The organism is Phyllobacterium calauticae (genome assembly GCF_019991125.1).
GTDB classification, from domain to species: Bacteria; Pseudomonadota; Alphaproteobacteria; order Rhizobiales; family Rhizobiaceae; genus Phyllobacterium; species Phyllobacterium calauticae.
The window spans coordinates 916,280-931,812 of sequence record NZ_JAGENB010000002.1; the positions used below are offsets into that span (position 1 = coordinate 916,280).

16 protein-coding genes are annotated in these 15,533 nt (G+C 60.1%); 9 read left to right on the forward strand and 7 right to left on the reverse strand.

What is annotated here, in order from left to right:
- The first annotated feature begins 83 nt into the window (after positions 1–83).
- The 7 genes from J1W56_RS10360 (at position 84) to J1W56_RS10390 (ending at position 8,425) form a co-directional block, all read left to right on the forward strand.
- On the forward strand, positions 84–428 hold the full coding sequence (locus tag J1W56_RS10360) for a flagellar basal body L-ring protein FlgH (protein WP_223613186.1): 345 nt from the start codon (positions 84–86) through the stop codon (positions 426–428).
- A 186-nt stretch (positions 429–614) separates the two neighbouring features.
- Positions 615–1,832 carry an LL-diaminopimelate aminotransferase gene (locus tag J1W56_RS10365; protein ID WP_223613187.1) on the forward strand — a complete coding sequence of 406 codons (1,218 nt, stop codon included), beginning with the start codon at positions 615–617 and terminating at the stop codon, positions 1,830–1,832.
- Positions 1,833–1,906: 74 nt separating this feature from the next.
- A complete protein-coding gene (locus J1W56_RS10370) occupies positions 1,907–3,223 on the forward strand; it encodes a homoserine dehydrogenase (RefSeq protein WP_223613188.1) in 1,317 nt (438 codons plus the stop codon).
- 214 nt (positions 3,224–3,437) lie between these two features.
- Positions 3,438–4,427, forward strand: coding sequence for a class II fructose-bisphosphatase (gene glpX / locus J1W56_RS10375; protein WP_223613189.1), 990 nt, complete (start codon positions 3,438–3,440; stop codon positions 4,425–4,427).
- Positions 4,428–4,578: 151 nt separating this feature from the next.
- A complete protein-coding gene (locus J1W56_RS10380) occupies positions 4,579–5,220 on the forward strand; it encodes a hypothetical protein (protein WP_223613190.1) in 642 nt (213 codons plus the stop codon).
- 71 nt (positions 5,221–5,291) lie between these two features.
- A complete protein-coding gene (gene recJ, locus J1W56_RS10385; protein WP_223613191.1) occupies positions 5,292–7,082 on the forward strand; it encodes a single-stranded-DNA-specific exonuclease RecJ in 1,791 nt (596 codons plus the stop codon).
- A 98-nt stretch (positions 7,083–7,180) separates the two neighbouring features.
- Positions 7,181–8,425: a Y-family DNA polymerase gene (locus tag J1W56_RS10390; RefSeq protein WP_223613192.1), complete on the forward strand. Its 1,245-nt coding sequence runs from the start codon at positions 7,181–7,183 to the stop codon at positions 8,423–8,425.
- Between the two features lie 75 nt (positions 8,426–8,500).
- Here the strand turns inward: J1W56_RS10390 and J1W56_RS10395 are convergent, their stop codons facing one another.
- From J1W56_RS10395 to J1W56_RS10420, 6 genes are all read right to left on the reverse strand, one after another.
- Positions 8,501–8,758 (reverse strand): YjhX family toxin, encoded by a 258-nt coding sequence (locus tag J1W56_RS10395; RefSeq protein WP_223613193.1) that lies wholly within the window; start codon positions 8,756–8,758, stop codon positions 8,501–8,503.
- Positions 8,759–8,969: 211 nt separating this feature from the next.
- On the reverse strand, positions 8,970–9,593 hold the full coding sequence (locus J1W56_RS10400) for an ATP-dependent Clp protease proteolytic subunit (protein ID WP_223613194.1): 624 nt from the start codon (positions 9,591–9,593) through the stop codon (positions 8,970–8,972).
- Positions 9,594–9,629: 36 nt separating this feature from the next.
- Complete coding sequence (locus J1W56_RS10405; RefSeq protein WP_223613195.1) at positions 9,630–10,010, reverse strand: SRPBCC family protein; 381 nt, start codon at positions 10,008–10,010, stop codon at positions 9,630–9,632.
- A complete protein-coding gene (locus tag J1W56_RS10410) occupies positions 10,007–10,321 on the reverse strand; it encodes an ArsR/SmtB family transcription factor (RefSeq protein ID WP_223613196.1) in 315 nt (104 codons plus the stop codon). The genes J1W56_RS10405 and J1W56_RS10410 overlap by 4 nt, the downstream gene beginning before the upstream one ends.
- A 137-nt stretch (positions 10,322–10,458) precedes the next feature.
- A complete protein-coding gene (locus J1W56_RS10415) occupies positions 10,459–10,944 on the reverse strand; it encodes an anthrone oxygenase family protein (RefSeq protein WP_223613197.1) in 486 nt (161 codons plus the stop codon).
- Between the two features lies 1 nt (position 10,945).
- The gene (locus J1W56_RS10420) at positions 10,946–11,806 is read right to left on the reverse strand and encodes a Rossmann-fold NAD(P)-binding domain-containing protein (protein ID WP_223613198.1); all 861 of its coding nucleotides are present in this window, start codon (positions 11,804–11,806) and stop codon (positions 10,946–10,948) included.
- 107 nt (positions 11,807–11,913) lie between these two features.
- Here J1W56_RS10420 and J1W56_RS10425 point away from each other — a divergent pair, with 107 nt between their 5' ends.
- On the forward strand, positions 11,914–12,561 hold the full coding sequence (locus J1W56_RS10425) for a TetR/AcrR family transcriptional regulator (protein WP_223613199.1): 648 nt from the start codon (positions 11,914–11,916) through the stop codon (positions 12,559–12,561).
- Positions 12,562–13,191: 630 nt separating this feature from the next.
- Here J1W56_RS10425 and J1W56_RS10430 read toward each other — a convergent pair.
- The gene (locus tag J1W56_RS10430) at positions 13,192–13,827 is read right to left on the reverse strand and encodes a cysteine hydrolase family protein (RefSeq protein ID WP_223613200.1); all 636 of its coding nucleotides are present in this window, start codon (positions 13,825–13,827) and stop codon (positions 13,192–13,194) included.
- 201 nt (positions 13,828–14,028) lie between these two features.
- On the opposite strand from J1W56_RS10430, the gene gatB reads away from it, so the two are divergent.
- On the forward strand, positions 14,029–15,531 hold the full coding sequence (gatB, locus tag J1W56_RS10435; protein ID WP_223613201.1) for an Asp-tRNA(Asn)/Glu-tRNA(Gln) amidotransferase subunit GatB: 1,503 nt from the start codon (positions 14,029–14,031) through the stop codon (positions 15,529–15,531).
- Positions 15,532–15,533: the final 2 nt, after the last annotated feature.

Here is a 15,533-nt window from a genome sequence, read left to right on the forward strand (position 1 = left end):
ATGTCGGTTGCTCTAATGCTATCCCTCTAACGTGCATTTCATATCACTATGATGAATATCGATTCCGGCAGTCAGGACAAACAATGAATATCTCGGTCAAAACCATCATCCGCTTCTCGGTTGGCGCCGTTCTGATTGCCGGTTTGAGCGCCTGCGCGAACACTCCGCCCGAGCCCATGTCGAATTCGCCCCTGACCGGTCCTGTCAACACCGGCACCTTTCCGGTTTTCACGCCCGATCCGAAGGGCGAGACCGCACAGCTGACGCCGCAGCAGAAGGACGATCTGCAGAAGAAGCTGGTGGCGGCCAAAGGCGGTCAGGGCAATGCCACCGCCGATCCGGCAGCCGTTGCCCGGCGCCAGGCCGAGATGAAGAAGCTGGTCCAGCAGCAGCAGGACGATTTGAAGGCTATTGAAAGCGGGCAATAGCCCATTGCCGGCAAGGTCATGAAGACACCACGAATGGGTGTCTTGCTCAGGAGAATCCCGGGCTGGATGGCATGACGGCGATTGACCCGGCGCGCAACGCGCGGTGTCAATGATCGCTCGACCGCCGTACAGTTTGGGTGTATAGCGCACCCGCACATTGAACCCATTTTTACCGGACCCAAACCTATGGAAGAATTTCATAAAGTTCGCCGCCTGCCACCTTACGTTTTTGAACAGGTCAATCGCCTGAAGGCGAGCGCGCGAGCGGCCGGTGCGGACATTATCGATCTGGGTATGGGCAATCCTGACCTGCCGACGCCGCAGGGCATTGTCGACAAGCTGTGCGAGGCCGTCCAGGACCCGCGCACCCACCGCTATTCCTCATCGAAAGGCATTCCCGGTCTGCGCCGTGCCCAGGCCGCCTATTATGAGCGGCGTTTCGGCGTGAAGCTCAATCCCGACACGCAGGTCGTGGCGACCCTTGGCTCCAAGGAAGGTTTTGCCAACATGGCGCAGGCGATCACCGCGCCCGGCGATGTCGTGCTGTGCCCTGATCCGACCTATCCGATCCATGCGTTCGGCTTCATCATGTCCGGCGGCGTCATCCGTTCGATCCCGGCGATGCCCGATGACCAGTTCATTCCGGCGCTGGAACGCGGTATCCGCCATTCGATCCCCAAACCCTTGGCGCTGATCCTCAACTACCCCTCCAATCCGACCGCCCATGTGGCATCGCTGGATTTCTACAAGGATGTGGTTGCCTTCGCCCGCAAGAATGAAATCATCATTCTGTCGGATTTGGCCTATTCCGAGATTTATTTCGACGACGCGCCGCCTCCGTCCGTCCTGCAGGTGCCGGGCGCGATCGATGTTGCCGTGGAGTTTACCTCCATGTCGAAGACATTCTCGATGCCGGGCTGGCGCATGGGCTTTGCCGTCGGCAATGAACGCCTGATCTCGGCGCTCACCCGGGTCAAGTCCTATCTCGATTATGGCGCGTTCACGCCCATTCAGGTTGCCGCTGCCGCTGCCTTGAATGGCGATGGTTCCGACATTGCGGAAGTGCGTGCGGTCTACAAGCATCGCCGTGATGTCCTTGTCGACAGTTTCGCCCGTGCCGGATGGGATATCCCGTCACCGGCGGCGACGATGTTTGCCTGGGCGCCGATCCCGGAAAAGTTCCGCGCCCTCGGTTCGCTGGAGTTCTCCAAGCTTTTGATCGAGCACGCGGATGTCGCCGTGGCGCCCGGCATCGGCTTCGGCGAGCATGGCGATGACTATATCCGCATCGCGCTGGTCGAGAACGAACATCGCATTCGTCAGGCAGCCCGCAACCTCAAGCGGTTCCTTGCAACGGCGGATGAAAAGCTGCACAACGTCATTCCGTTGAACGCACGCCGCTGAGCGGCATGCCGACATCGGAATTCGCGGCGCCGTCGGGCGCCGCTTCAGGCTAAAACACTTCAGGGAAATGAACGATGAGTGATGCGCTGCGCGTGGGAATCGCCGGACTGGGCACTGTTGGTGCCTCGGTCCTGAAAATTTTGCGGGACAAGGGCGAGATGCTCACCCGTCAGTGCGGCAAGGAAATCATCGTCACCGCCGTGTCCGCCCGTGATGCCAAGCGGGATCGCGGCGTGGACTTCTCGTCGGCCACATGGTTCGACGATCCGGTCGCCCTGGCCAAGTCGAACAATATCGACGTGTTCATCGAACTGATCGGTGGTGACGAGGGTCCGGCGCGCGCTGCCGTCGAGGCGGCGCTGAAATCCGGCCGCCACGTGGTTACCGCCAACAAGGCGCTTCTTGCCAAGCATGGCGTGTCTCTTGCCAAAATTGCCGAGGAGAAGGGCGTCCTGCTCAACTTCGAAGCGGCGGTGGCTGGCGGCATTCCCGTCATCAAGGCTTTGCGCGAGTCCCTGACGGGCAACACCGTGTCGCGCGTCTACGGCATCATGAACGGCACCTGCAACTACATCCTGACGCGGATGTGGGACGAGGGGATCTCCTTCGAGGATTGCCTCGCCGATGCCCAGCGTCTCGGCTATGCGGAAGCCGATCCGACATTCGATATCGAGGGTAACGACACCGCGCACAAGCTGGCGATCCTGACCAGCCTTGCCTTCGGCACGCAGATTGCCGCCGATGACATTTATCTCGAAGGGATCAGCAATATCTCGCTGGCCGATATCAAGGCCGCCGATGAACTTGGCTACCGCATCAAGCTGCTTGGCGTTGCGCTGAAGACAGACAGCGGCATCGAGCAGCGTGTGCATCCGACCATGGTGCCGGTCGAATCGGTGATTGCGCAGGTGCATGGCGTGACCAATGCTGTCGCTATCGAAACCGATCTTCTCGGCGAACTGCTGTTGTCGGGTCCGGGCGCCGGTGGTGCCGCCACGGCATCCGCCGTCATCGGTGATCTCGCCGACATCGCCAAGAGCCGTCCGGGCTTCCAGCATGGCCCCGTCTTCGGGACGCCGGCAAAATCGCTGGCGCCCTACAAGCGCGCCAAAATGCGCTCGCACGAGGGCGGATACTTCATCCGTCTGACCGTGCATGACCGCGCCGGCGTTTTTGCGGCGATTGCCAAGCGTATGGCCGACAATGACATTTCGCTGGAATCCATCGTCCAGCGTCAGAGTGCGGAAAGCCACCCGGATGCGACCAAGACAGTCATCCTCGTCACGCACGAAACCACCGAGGCGGCTGTCAAGAAGGCGCTTGAGGGCATCGTGAAGGATGGTCATTCCACGGACAAGCCGCAGATGATCCGCATCGAACGCGCCGGCTGACACAGCCGGCCCATGACCGTTTGTAAAAGGCTTGTATTGCTTCGTGAACGGCCGCTACCCCGTTTAATCGATTAGCTTTTTCGGTGAAGGCACTTTCCTGCCGGCGGGGTCTTGCCGCTGCTCTGCGACTTTGACAAAAGGTTTGCACAGCAATGCTAGGAAGTACCCTGTTGATCCGCAAAAGGGTAATTCCCACACGAACGCAGGATAGATTATGCCGAAAACTTCTGACCAGACTTCGATGGGCCTCGACCGTATTTTGACCCTTGAGCTCGTCCGCGTGACCGAGCGTGCCGCCGTTGCCGCTGCCCGTCTGCGCGGGCGCGGCGATGAAATGGCTGCCGATCAGGCTGCCGTGGATGCCATGCGTCAGGAACTCAATCGTCTTCCCATCAGCGGTACCGTGGTGATCGGCGAGGGCGAGCGCGACGAAGCGCCGATGCTCTACATCGGTGAAGAAGTCGGCACGCGCACAGGCCCCGAGGTCGATATCGCGCTCGATCCGCTTGAAGGCACCACCATCTGCGCCAAGAACCTGCCCAACTCACTCGCCGTGATCGCGATTGCCGAAAAGGGCAACCTGCTTTACGCACCCGACGTCTACATGGAAAAGATTGCCGTCGGACCGGGCTATCCCGCCGGCATCATCCAGCTCGATGCGCCTGCGGCGGAAAACATTGCGGCTGTGGCCAAGGCCAAGGGCGTTCCGATCAATGAGATCACCGCCTGCATCATGGACCGCCCGCGCCATGCGCGCCTGATCGAGGAAGTGCGCGCAACCGGCGCCTCCATCCGCCTCATCGGTGATGGCGATGTTGCCGGGGTGATCCACACCACCGATCCCGATGAAACCGGCATCGATATCTACATCGGCATCGGCGGTGCACCGGAAGGCGTTCTTGCCGCAGCGGCTCTGCGCTGCATCGGTGGCCAGATGCAGGGCCGGTTGCAGCTCAACAGCGACGACAAGATTGCCCGCGCCGCCAAGATGGGCATCAGCGATCCGAAGAAGATCTACACCATGGAAGAAATGGCCAAGGGCGACGTGCTGTTCGCAGCCACGGGTGTCACCGACGGCAATATGCTGTCCGGCGTGAAATTCGCCCGCGACTATATCCAGACCCACACGATCGTCATGCGTTCGCATTCGCAGACCGTGCGCGAGATCAAGGCGAAACACCAGGACATGACAAAATTCCAGTAAGAACTGGTATTTGAAACACTTTTTGCCCTGCAGTTCCTTCGGGCTGCAGGGCATTTTGTTAACTGCGTTAATGGCTCAATAGGAAATGCCCTATTGAGGCCATGCTTTTTGAGGTATTTTCAGAGCGGGAGTTCAGATCGGTGGAACAGCCATGAATATCCGAACGAAAATAACCGGTTGCCTTGTATCAACGCTCGTTCTTCTGGGCTCGCTGAACGGTGCTTTTGCGCAGGATCCTTACCTTGATCTCATTCAAGGCTATCGCTCCAATTCGATTGCCGACCGGTTTCCGCAGATGGTCGGACCCTTTACCCTCGTCAAACACAGCGTCAATCCGCAGGATTTCAGCGTGACGGCCGAATATGAAGCCGTTGACGCCAGGGCGACGGTGACGATGGCTGGCGTCAGGGCCAGCAACAAGGATGCCGCCTATCCGATCAAGGACGGTCCCGACGATCCCGTTGTGCGCGATCTCTTTGAAAAGGCCACCCAGTACCATTCGACCCAGCCCGGCGAAATCGCGGTGCAGACAACGCTGCCCTACAGCGCAGGCCGGGCAATGCCGTGCGTCACCGCGGATGCGGCACAGGAGAAGCACGCCTTCCTGGTCTGTGTGATCGGCATGCACAGCCGCTATCTGCTGATCCAGCCCGTTGCCAATTACGCCAAGGGCAGCAAGGATGCGGCCGAGCGCAGCCTTGCCGATTTCGCGACCTCGATTGCCACGACGATGAATGATCTGGGGGCACCGGCGGTCAATGGTCAGGTCGCACCCGCGACAGCCCCGCAGTAATTGCGCGTTTGTGCACCGGATTGATCGTTCGGAGCATTGCATTCGGCGCGGCCGGATGATTGAACCCTTGCATGGCACCAGAACGGCTTTTCCTCGGCATTGAACATTCTGCAACCGGTCTGAAATGGGTTGACCGGCTGGGACCGCGTGAAGCCAATATCGCGCTCGCCATGGCGCAGAACCATGGTTTTCCAGATCTCGTCACCCGCGTTCTCGCCGGGCGCGGCGTCGGGGTGGACGATGCGCCCGCTTTCATGGATCCGACCATCAAAGGCCTGATGCCCGATCCCGCATCGCTGACCGATATGGAAAAAGCGGCCGGTCGTATCGCGCAGGCCATCGGCAAACACGAGAAGGTGGCGATTTTCGGCGATTACGATGTGGATGGCGCCTGTTCATCGGCCATTCTCTCGCGTTTTCTCAGCCATTACGGTGTTGCCAACCATATCTATATTCCCGACCGGATTTTCGAGGGGTACGGGCCCAATCCGCAGGCCATGCGCGAACTGGCGCAAAATGGCGCTTCCCTGATCGTGACGGTGGATTGCGGCACCAACAGTGCGGCGGCCATCGAGGCTGCGCGCGAGGCGGGTGCCGACGTGGTCGTCCTCGACCATCATCAGGTCGGCGGCGAACTGCCGGCTGCCGCCACGGCGGTGGTCAATCCCAACCGCGAGGACGATTTGTCGGGGCAGGGCCATCTTTGCGCGGCAGGGGTGGTGTTCCTCACCCTGGTGCAGGTTCTGCGCACGTTGCGCGCGCAGCGCATTGCGACGGGAACGCTGGCGCCTGATCTGTTGTCGATGCTCGATCTGGTGGCGCTTGCCACCGTGTGCGATGTGGTGCCGCTGAAGGAGCTGAACCGCGCCTTCGTGGTCAAGGGGCTGCTGGTGGCGCGGGCGCAACAGAATGCCGGGCTGGCCGCCCTGGCGCGGGTTTCGCGCATCGGCGAACCGCTCAGCGCCTTTCATTTCGGCTATCTCATCGGTCCGCGCATCAATGCGGGCGGGCGCATCGGCGATGCCGGGCTCGGCGCGCGGCTGCTGACGCTGGACGATCCGAACGAGGCGGCGCGGATTGCCGCCGAGCTTGACCGGCTCAACACAGAGCGGCAGGCGATGGAAACCGTGATGCTGGAGCAGGCGGAAGCCGAAGCGATGCTGGAAATGTCGAGCGGTGGCGGACCCGCCGTTCTGGTGACGGCCAGCGACGATTGGCACCCGGGCATTGTCGGCCTGATCGCGGCGCGGCTGAAGGAACGGGCCCGGCGCCCGGTCTTTGCCATCGCCTTCAACGTCAACGGCACCGGCAGCGGTTCCGGCCGTTCGATCAGCGGGTTTGATCTGGGAAAACTGGTGCGCAGCGCCGTTGATGCCGGGCTGCTGGTCAAAGGCGGCGGCCATGCCATGGCGGCTGGTATCACGGTGGAGCGCGGCAAGATGGGCGCGCTGCGGGCGTTCTTCGAGGAGCAGGCGGCCGAAATGGTCGGCCAGCTGCGCGAGAACCAGTCATTGGCCATTGACGGCGCGCTCAGCGCATCCGGCGCAACGGTGCCGCTCTACGAGACCATGGAGCGGGCCGGGCCGTTTGGTTCCGGCCACCCGCAGCCGGTGCTGGTGCTGCCGCACCACCGGCTTGTCGATGCCCGCACCGTCGGGACGAACCATGTCAAGGCGACGCTGGCGGGCGCAGACGGCAAGCGTATCAACGCGATTGCGTTTCGTGCAACGGGCGGGCCGCTGGGTGATTTTCTGTTCGGCAATCTCGGCCAGTCCATGCATGTGGCGGGTAATCTGGCCTTGAACCACTGGAACGGCTCGACAACCACCCAGTTCCGCATCATGGATGCCGCGCGGGCTTGACCGTGTGTCAGCAGGGATAGCGGCATTTCCTGATTCAGTTTGCATTGAACGGTTGCATGTTCTATTTTTGTTCTCATTCTGCAGCGAGAACAGAACCCATGCGTAAACCGACCCATCTGGAAAAGCTCTATCTGGATTTCGACAGCTTTTTTGCCAGCGCCGAGCAGCAGCTCAATCCGGCGCTGCGCAACCGGCCCATCGCGGTGGTGCCGCTGGATTCGCCGCATACAAGCGTCATTGCCGCCAGCCGCGAGGCAAAACCCTTCGGCATCAAGACGGGCACCTCTGTGCGCGATGCCCGTGCGCTCTGCCCGGATATCGTGTTTCTCGAAGCGCGGCCCGATGTCTATGTGAAGATGCACAACCAGATTCTGTCGACCATCGAGACCTGCGTGCCGATTGCCGCCGTGCGCTCGATTGACGAGGTGGCGTGCACGCTGCTGGCCTCCGAGGCCAGGGACCCGCAGGGATTGGCGACGCGCATCAAGCGGGCGCTGCACGATGAAATGGGCGCGGTGCTGACCTGTTCGATCGGCGTTTCCCTCAACGAGCTTCTTGCCAAGATCGCCGCTGAAATGGACAAGCCCGATGGCTGCGTGGTGCTGGATCATGATGACCTGCCGGGACGGCTGTTCGACCTCAGGTTGAAGGATCTGCCCGGTATCTCCAAGGGAATGGAACAGCGCCTGGGGCAGTCCGGCGTGATCGACGTGCGTGGTCTCTGGGCGCTGGCGCCCAAACATGCCCGCGCGATCTGGAACAGTGTCGAGGGCGAGCGTTTTGTTGCGGCGCTGCATGGTTACGCCGTGGAAAAGCCGGAGACCGTCAAACGCATGTTCGGCCACGGCCGCAATCTGCCGCCGGATTGGCGGGCGCCGGACAGGGTGCTGCAATGCGCGCGGCTGCTGTGCCTCAGCGCCGCGCGGCGTTTGCGCCGGTCGCATTACCGTGCCGGAGCGCTCAGCTATACCGTCGGGACACGCTGGGATAGCCGCGTGACGGTGGAAGGCCAGTTTCGCCCGGCGCGGGATGATCACAGTTTTCTCAATTGTCTCAATGATTTGCATGAGAAATTGATCAAGGCAGGTGAAATGAAGAAGGTCAGTTCGGTCACCGTCGTGCTGCATGATCTTTCCGGCGAGACGGAAGCAAGCCTTGATCTGTTCGACACGCGAGGGATGACCGAGCAGCGCGGCCAATGGGAACGCGTTTCGGACCTGCTCGACAGGGTGCGCGTGCGCCATGGCTCCAAGGCGCTCAATCTCGGGCTGACGACCGGACCCGGCAATTATATCGGCTCCAAGATTGCCTTTGGCCGGATTCCGGAACCGGAAGATTTTTGAAAATATAACGTGATGGTCTTTCCTGCCTTGCGGGAGTGAGCGGCGGCACCTGACGGTGCCGCTGCCCGGTTTGTTTTACCGGTTGTCGAGCTCCGAGCGCACCAGTTGCAGGCCGCGCCGGGTCACCCGGTAAGGGCCGCCGCCGGAGGAGGCGATGGCCTTTTTCTGTTTGAGTTTGCGGAAGAGCCTGAGGTCGCAGGCTGTGTAGCGGGCACCATCGCGGGTCAGGCAGATGATATCCGTGATGGCCTTGCGCTCATCTTTTTCAAGCAAGATTTTGCCGCCCTGGGCAAGCAGGTGAAGTATGCGCTGTTCGTCGCGCGAAATATCCATTGATCCAAGTCCTGGGAAAACGGGCAAAAGCCCATGAGAACACGTCCGCTGCCAAAGAACTTTGGCGCGGGGCTCCTGTTTTCACGCCCCAACCTTCAAAGAAGCTGGGGCTTTAGAGGGACTCAGACTGATTAGACATAAACACTCCATCGGTGTGGACGAGCCGTATAAAAGAAGAAAACGGCGATGTCAAAGTCGATGTGGCCCGTCGTCAGGCACTGGGAAGCTGCAAGGGGCTGCCGTCGCGTTTGCTGATGATCGTGTCGACGAGGCCCCAGTCGAGGCCTTCCTGCGCTGTCATGAAATGGTCGCGATCGAGGGTTTTCTCGACCTCTTCCACCGTGCGGCCGCAATGCTCGGCATAGAGCCGGGTCATGCGCTGCTTGACCACCGCCATTTCCTGCGCCTGAATGAAAATATCCGAGGCCTGTCCCTGAAACCCGCCGAGCGGCTGGTGCACATGCAGGCTCGAATTGGGCAGGGCGGCGCGGTGGCCGGGTTCGCCCGCCATCAGCAGGAATGAACCCATGGAGCGCGCCGTGCCCATGCACAGCGTGGCGACCGGGCAGGTGATGAACTGCATCGTGTCGTAGATGGCAAGGCCCGCCGTGATGACGCCGCCGGGCGAGTTGATGTACATGGAGATGGGCTTTTTCGGATTTTCGGATTCAAGAAACAGCAATTGCGCGCAGATCAGCGCCGCCATGCCGTCCTCCACCTGACCGTTAAGAAAGACGATCCTTTCCCGCAGCAGGCGGGAAAAAATATCGAATGACCGTTCACCACGGCTGGATTGTTCCACGACCATAGGGACGAGCTGCATCATGTCGCGCATGGCGAACACTCCTTCATCAATTGAATTTCTGTGCGTTTAAGCGGCGAGGCGCATGGTGGTCGGCGGCACGTTGCCATTGGCGGCAGTGCGGCCAACCGGCTTCGCCAGGGCGACCGGTTCATGCACGATGCTGAAAATGGTGCCGCCCGAACCATTGGGGTTGAGCCGGAAGGTGACGATGCTGTCAGCCACGGCATCATCCTCTTCGCGCATGGAATAACGCACGAAACGTTCCGTATCGGCTTCGATCATTTCAAGCGAAATGCGCGGTGGCTCCTGCGGCGCCTGCGGGTCGGGCAGCAGCCAGCGGGCAACGAATTCCGGTACGGTCAGCGCGCGCCAGACTTTTGACGGCGCGGCATCCAGATCATATTCATAACGCAGTGCGGTATCGGCTTGCGCTGTTTCGCTGGTCATTGATCCATTTCCCTCAAAAGCTGTTTCAACTCATCGACGCGCTGCGGCCAGAAGGCGCGGTAGCGGTGGAGCCATTGGTGCAGTTGCGCCAGGCCGTCGGGATTGACCCGGTAGTGAACGTGGCGGCCCGACTTCTGCTCGGCGACAAGGCCGGCGGAGCGCAAGACGGCCAGATGCTGCGACATGGCGGGCTGTGAAAGGGAAAAACCCTCGCGCAGCTCGGTCGCATTCTTCTCGCCATCGGCCAGCCGTTCGAACACGGCGCGGCGGGTGGGGTCGGCAAGGGCCTTGAATATATCGACTTCGGACATGCCGATACATAAGCATAGACTTATGTTAGTCGCAAGCGTGATTTTTTACAGATGCCGGAAATGAAAATCCGGCCGTGGGGACGGCCGGGTTCGATTGTCTGGGCAGAGCGGATAAACGTTTCAGCTTACCGGATGCTTCATGCCTGCGACTGCTGGGCGAAAGCGAAGATGAAGGCGGCGAGGGCTGCGAAATTTGCCACTGTCCGCACATGGTTCCACGGCAGCCAGTCATTCAGATAGGTCGTCCATGCACTGGCGCCTTCGGCGCTTGTCGGGCTGACCGCAGCCAGCGTGTCATTGAGCGGCACGTTGAACACCATGGTGACAATGATGGTGCCAACAAGGAAAAGCACGCTGCCGGCCAGCAGCGCCAGCGACCCGGATTCACCCCAGCGCATGACACTGACCACGCCGAGGACGACACAGATCGCCGCGGTGCCGAAAAAGGCCAGCGTGAACGAGAAATTCAGGATCGTCACGTTGATCGAATTCATCGCGGCGATACCCTGTTCGGCTGGCAGTTTGGCCAGCGCGGTCATGACGAAGCTTGAAAAGGCGAAGAACAACCCTGCCATCAGGCCGCTTCCCAGGGCGGCCAAAAGGGTGAGAATAGGTAGCCACATGTTACTGTCCCTCCGAAATATCCGACCAGATGCCGGTCGCTGCTGTTTCCTGAACGTAGTGCGAGAAGTCACGCGGGGCGCGGCCCAGCGCCCGTTGCACGCCATCGGCGAGGTATTCGTTGCGCCCGTCAAGCACCTGGGTGAAGAGTTCATTGAGCAGGCCGACGATTTCAGGCGGAAGCTGTTCCTGCGCCAACCCCTGCGAGAATTGTTCCGGCGTGATCGTCACATAGCGAATATCGCGTTTCACGGCGCTGGCGATTTCTTCCGTCGCTTGCGCAAAAGTCAAGAGACGCGGCCCCGTGACTTCATAGAGCTGGCCGATATGACGATCGTCGGTCAGCGCTGCCGCCACCACATCGGCAATATCGTTCGCATCGATGAACGGCTCGCCCACATCGCCGACCGGCAGGGCGAGTTCGCCGGCAAGAATGGAGGCCAGCATGACGTTTTCGCTGAAATTCTGGGCAAACCAGCTGGCGCGGACGATGGTCCAGTCGGCGCCGCAATCCTGAAATGCCTTTTCGGCACGCTGGGCTTCATGTTCGCCGCGCCCCGACAGGAGCACGAGCCGTTTCACGCAATTGTCCACGGCAAGCCGCGTGAACGCCTCGACGGTTTGTGTCGCACCGGGAATGGCAATGTCCGGATAATAGGTGATGTAGGCGGCTTTGGCGCCGTCAAGCACGGGAAGCCAGGTATTGCGGTCTTCCCAGTCAAAGGCCGGGTTGCCGCTGCGCGAACCGATGCGCACGGGCAGGTTCCGCGCCGTGAGCCGTTCCGCCACACGGCGTCCGGTCTTGCCCGTACCGCCGACGATAAGAATGGGTTTTGCTGTCGACATGCTGCTGCTGCTGGTCATGGTGATCTCCCTTGTAAAAATATGAGTAATACTCACATTTGCAATATGTGATAAATCCTCATATTCTGCGAGTCAAGCGGAATTTGAGAACCTTGGAGATCCTGCCCATGAACGAGATTGCGTCTGTTGTGCCTGCCTCCGGCGACAGGGAAGCCACCATGCCGCGCAAGGAGCCGACGCAGCGGCGCAGCAGGGAGAGGGTGGAGCGTATTCTGTCCTGCGCCTCGACGCTCATCGCCACGGGCGGCAGCGACGCCATGCGCATGAGCGATGTGGCGCAGATGGCGGAAATATCGATCGGGTCGCTCTACCAGTATTTTCCGGACAAGGGATCGATCATCCGGACGCTGGCGGAAAGGTATAATGCACTGGGGCGCGAATGCATTGCTGATGCACTGCAAAACGTCAGTGATATGAATGGCTTGCAGTCATCTTTTGCAGAACTGATCGATACGTATCACGCGATGTTTCTGGCCGAACCCGTCATGCGCGACATCTGGTCGGGAACGCAGGCGGACAAGGCGCTGCGCGATATCGATCTGCATGACAGCCGCCTGAATGGCGCCGTGCTTGCCGAGGCGCGTTTGCGCATCAACCCGGCGGCGGACAGGGCGACGCTCGAAAGCTCCAGCTTCCTGATCATGCAGCTGGGCCAAGCCACCATGCATCTGGCGATTTCCGTCGACCGCAGGGAAGGCGATGCGCTTGTCGAAACGTTCAAGCGGATGGTGCTGCGGGAAATGCTGGCGGGCTAGGCGATTTGGAGGGCATTTGCATTGTTCGTGGTGCGTGGTTCGACAAGCTCACCATGAGGGAAGTTTGTGGGCTGCAATCAAACCACCTCCCTCATGGTGAGCTTGTCGAACCACGCACCGCAGTTTTGCCACCCCAAATAAAAATCACACCAACTTATCCAACACTTGCAAACCTCCTTTATTCTCATCCCTGTCCTTTCCGGCGGGAATGCTTCCGGAAACTTTCGAAAGTCGGGAAAGGATCGGCGCTTCGGCTTCACAGGGAGGAAAACCTGTGCGGCCGGGGAGGTTTGGCTCAATGGTTGCGCATTGGGCAAAAACCCTCAAAAACGCCGGGGCGGGTGGTCCCCAGGATCGCAAGCATTGCATACCACATACCCCAAGACCCGCGTTCCAGGGACCGCCCGTCTTTCCCACCTTTCAACGGCCAGACGCGAAAGCGGGCGTGGCAACGGAGAAGAGCGTTGCAGAACAATCATGCGTGGTTCGACAGGCTCACCATGAGGGAAGTCGAGGATTGCAGGGAGCACTATTCTGCAACGTTTGTGACCAACCTTGCACCAAACCACCTCCCTCATGGTGAGCTTGTCGAACCACGAACCACGAACCACGCACTTGATATCCCTTGGTCTATCGAACCGCTGCAGAGAGTTCCCCGACCGTGCACAGCATCGCGTCGCCCATATAGGCCAGGTTGGCCATTGACCGCTCCGCCGCTTCCGCGTGGCCGCCGCCGCAGGCATCGGTCAGGACGACGGGGATGAAGCCAAGATCGGCGCCGTGACGAACCGTCGGATCAATGCCGATTTCCGTGGCGATACCGCAGATGATGAAACTCTTGAGACCGCAGTCGCGCATGGCGATGGCCAGCGGCGTGCCTTCGAACGCCGAGAACGTGATCTTGTCGAGAATGGCTTCGTCATCGCGAACGGCCAGTTCCGGGGCAAGTGCAAAGCCGGGACTGTCGCGCAGGAACCATGGCTCGACATTTTGAGCGGATGATTGGCGCTGCCACGCCATCATCTGCTTGTATTGAAATACGCCAGCCATTTTCTTGGGCAGGGACATATGGCGCATGAAAAAGATGCGGATACCGGCGGACCGGGCGATATCGAGGGTTTGCAGCACCTTTTCCAGAATGGCGCCGCCGTCCTGCATCTGCCGCAATATGCCGACCTGCATGTCATAGACGACCAGCGCCGTTGTTTCGGGCCTGATCGTTTCGGCAAGGGTTTCGGGGATGGCAAGGCCATAAATGTTCTGCATCGGTGTCCTCCGAATGTGTCGGGCGATCCGCTCCCGATCACCGCTGCCTGGAATCGAGCCTAGCATTGCTGCGCCGGAAAAACAGGCCGAAGCGGCGCATTTCCGCAATCGCGCGGCTTCAGGATGGAGAAACACTTGCCTCACGGGGCTGTTTCGACTAGCCAGTAGACAGACAAATTTAGCCAGGAATGACAGCCCAGCATGACTCTCGTTGATACCCGTACGCCCGAACCCAAGCGTTTCATTTCCGGTGCCACAGGCGACTGGGAAATTGTCGTTGGCATGGAAGTGCATGCGCAGGTCACATCCAATTCGAAGCTGTTCTCCGGCGCTTCCACGACATTCGGTGCCGAACCCAACGAAAATGTATCGCTGGTCGATGCCGCCATGCCCGGCATGCTGCCTGTCATCAACGAATGGTGCGTGCGCCAGGCGATTCGCACCGGTCTTGGCCTGAAGGCGCAGATCAACCTGAAATCGGTCTTTGACCGGAAGAACTATTTTTATCCGGATCTGCCGCAGGGTTACCAGATTTCGCAGTTCAAACAGCCCATCGTCGGCGAAGGCACGATGATCATTTCGGTCGGTCCTGACAACAAGGGGCAGTTCGAGGATATCGAGATCGGCATCGAGCGTCTGCATCTGGAACAAGACGCCGGAAAATCCCTGCATGACCAGAACCCGACCATGTCCTACGTGGACCTCAACCGCTCTGGCGTGGCGCTGATGGAAATCGTCTCCAAGCCGGACATGCGCTCGGCCGACGAAGCCAAGGCGTACCTCACCAAGATGCGCACCATCGTGCGCTATCTCGGCACCTGCGACGGCAACATGGACGAAGGCTCCATGCGTGCCGACGTCAACGTCTCGGTGCGCAAACCAGGCGGGGAATTCGGAACGCGGTGCGAGATCAAGAACGTCAACTCCATCCGCTTCGTCGGGCAGGCGATCGACTATGAAGCCCGCCGGCAGGTCGCCATTCTGGAGGATGGCGGATCGATCGATCAGGAGACACGCCTGTTCGACCCGGTGAAGGGTGAGACGCGCTCCATGCGCTCCAAGGAAGAAGCGCATGACTATCGCTATTTCCCGGATCCCGACCTTCTGCCCCTCGAATTCGAGCAGTCCTATGTCGATGAGCTGCGGGCCGACCTTCCGGAGCTGCCGGATGACAAGAAGGCGCGGCTTGTTTCAGTGCTCGGCCTTTCCGTCTACGACGCCTCCATTCTGGTGACGGAAAAGGCGATTGCCGATTATTTCGAAGCGGTGGCCGAAGGCCGCGACGGCAAGCTTGCCGCCAACTGGGTGATCAACGATCTGCTCGGCGCGCTGAACAAGGCCGGCAAGGGCATCGAAGAGTCGCCCGTGTCGCCGGATCAGCTCGGCTGTATTATCGACCTGATCAGGGAAGGCACGATTTCCGGCAAGATCGCCAAGGACCTGTTCGAGCTTGTCTGGAACGAGGGCGGCGATCCGCGCGCGCTGGTCGAAGAGCGCGGCATGAAGCAGGTAACCGATACCGGTGCGATTGAAAAAGCCGTGGATGATGTCATTGCCGCGAATCCTGATAAGGTCGAGCAGGCGAAGGCAAAGCCCACCATGGCCGGCTGGTTTGTCGGGCAGGTGATGAAGTCCACTGGTGGCAAGGCAAATCCGCAGGCTGTCAGCGATCTGGTCAAGGCAAAACTCGGGATTGTCGATTAAAG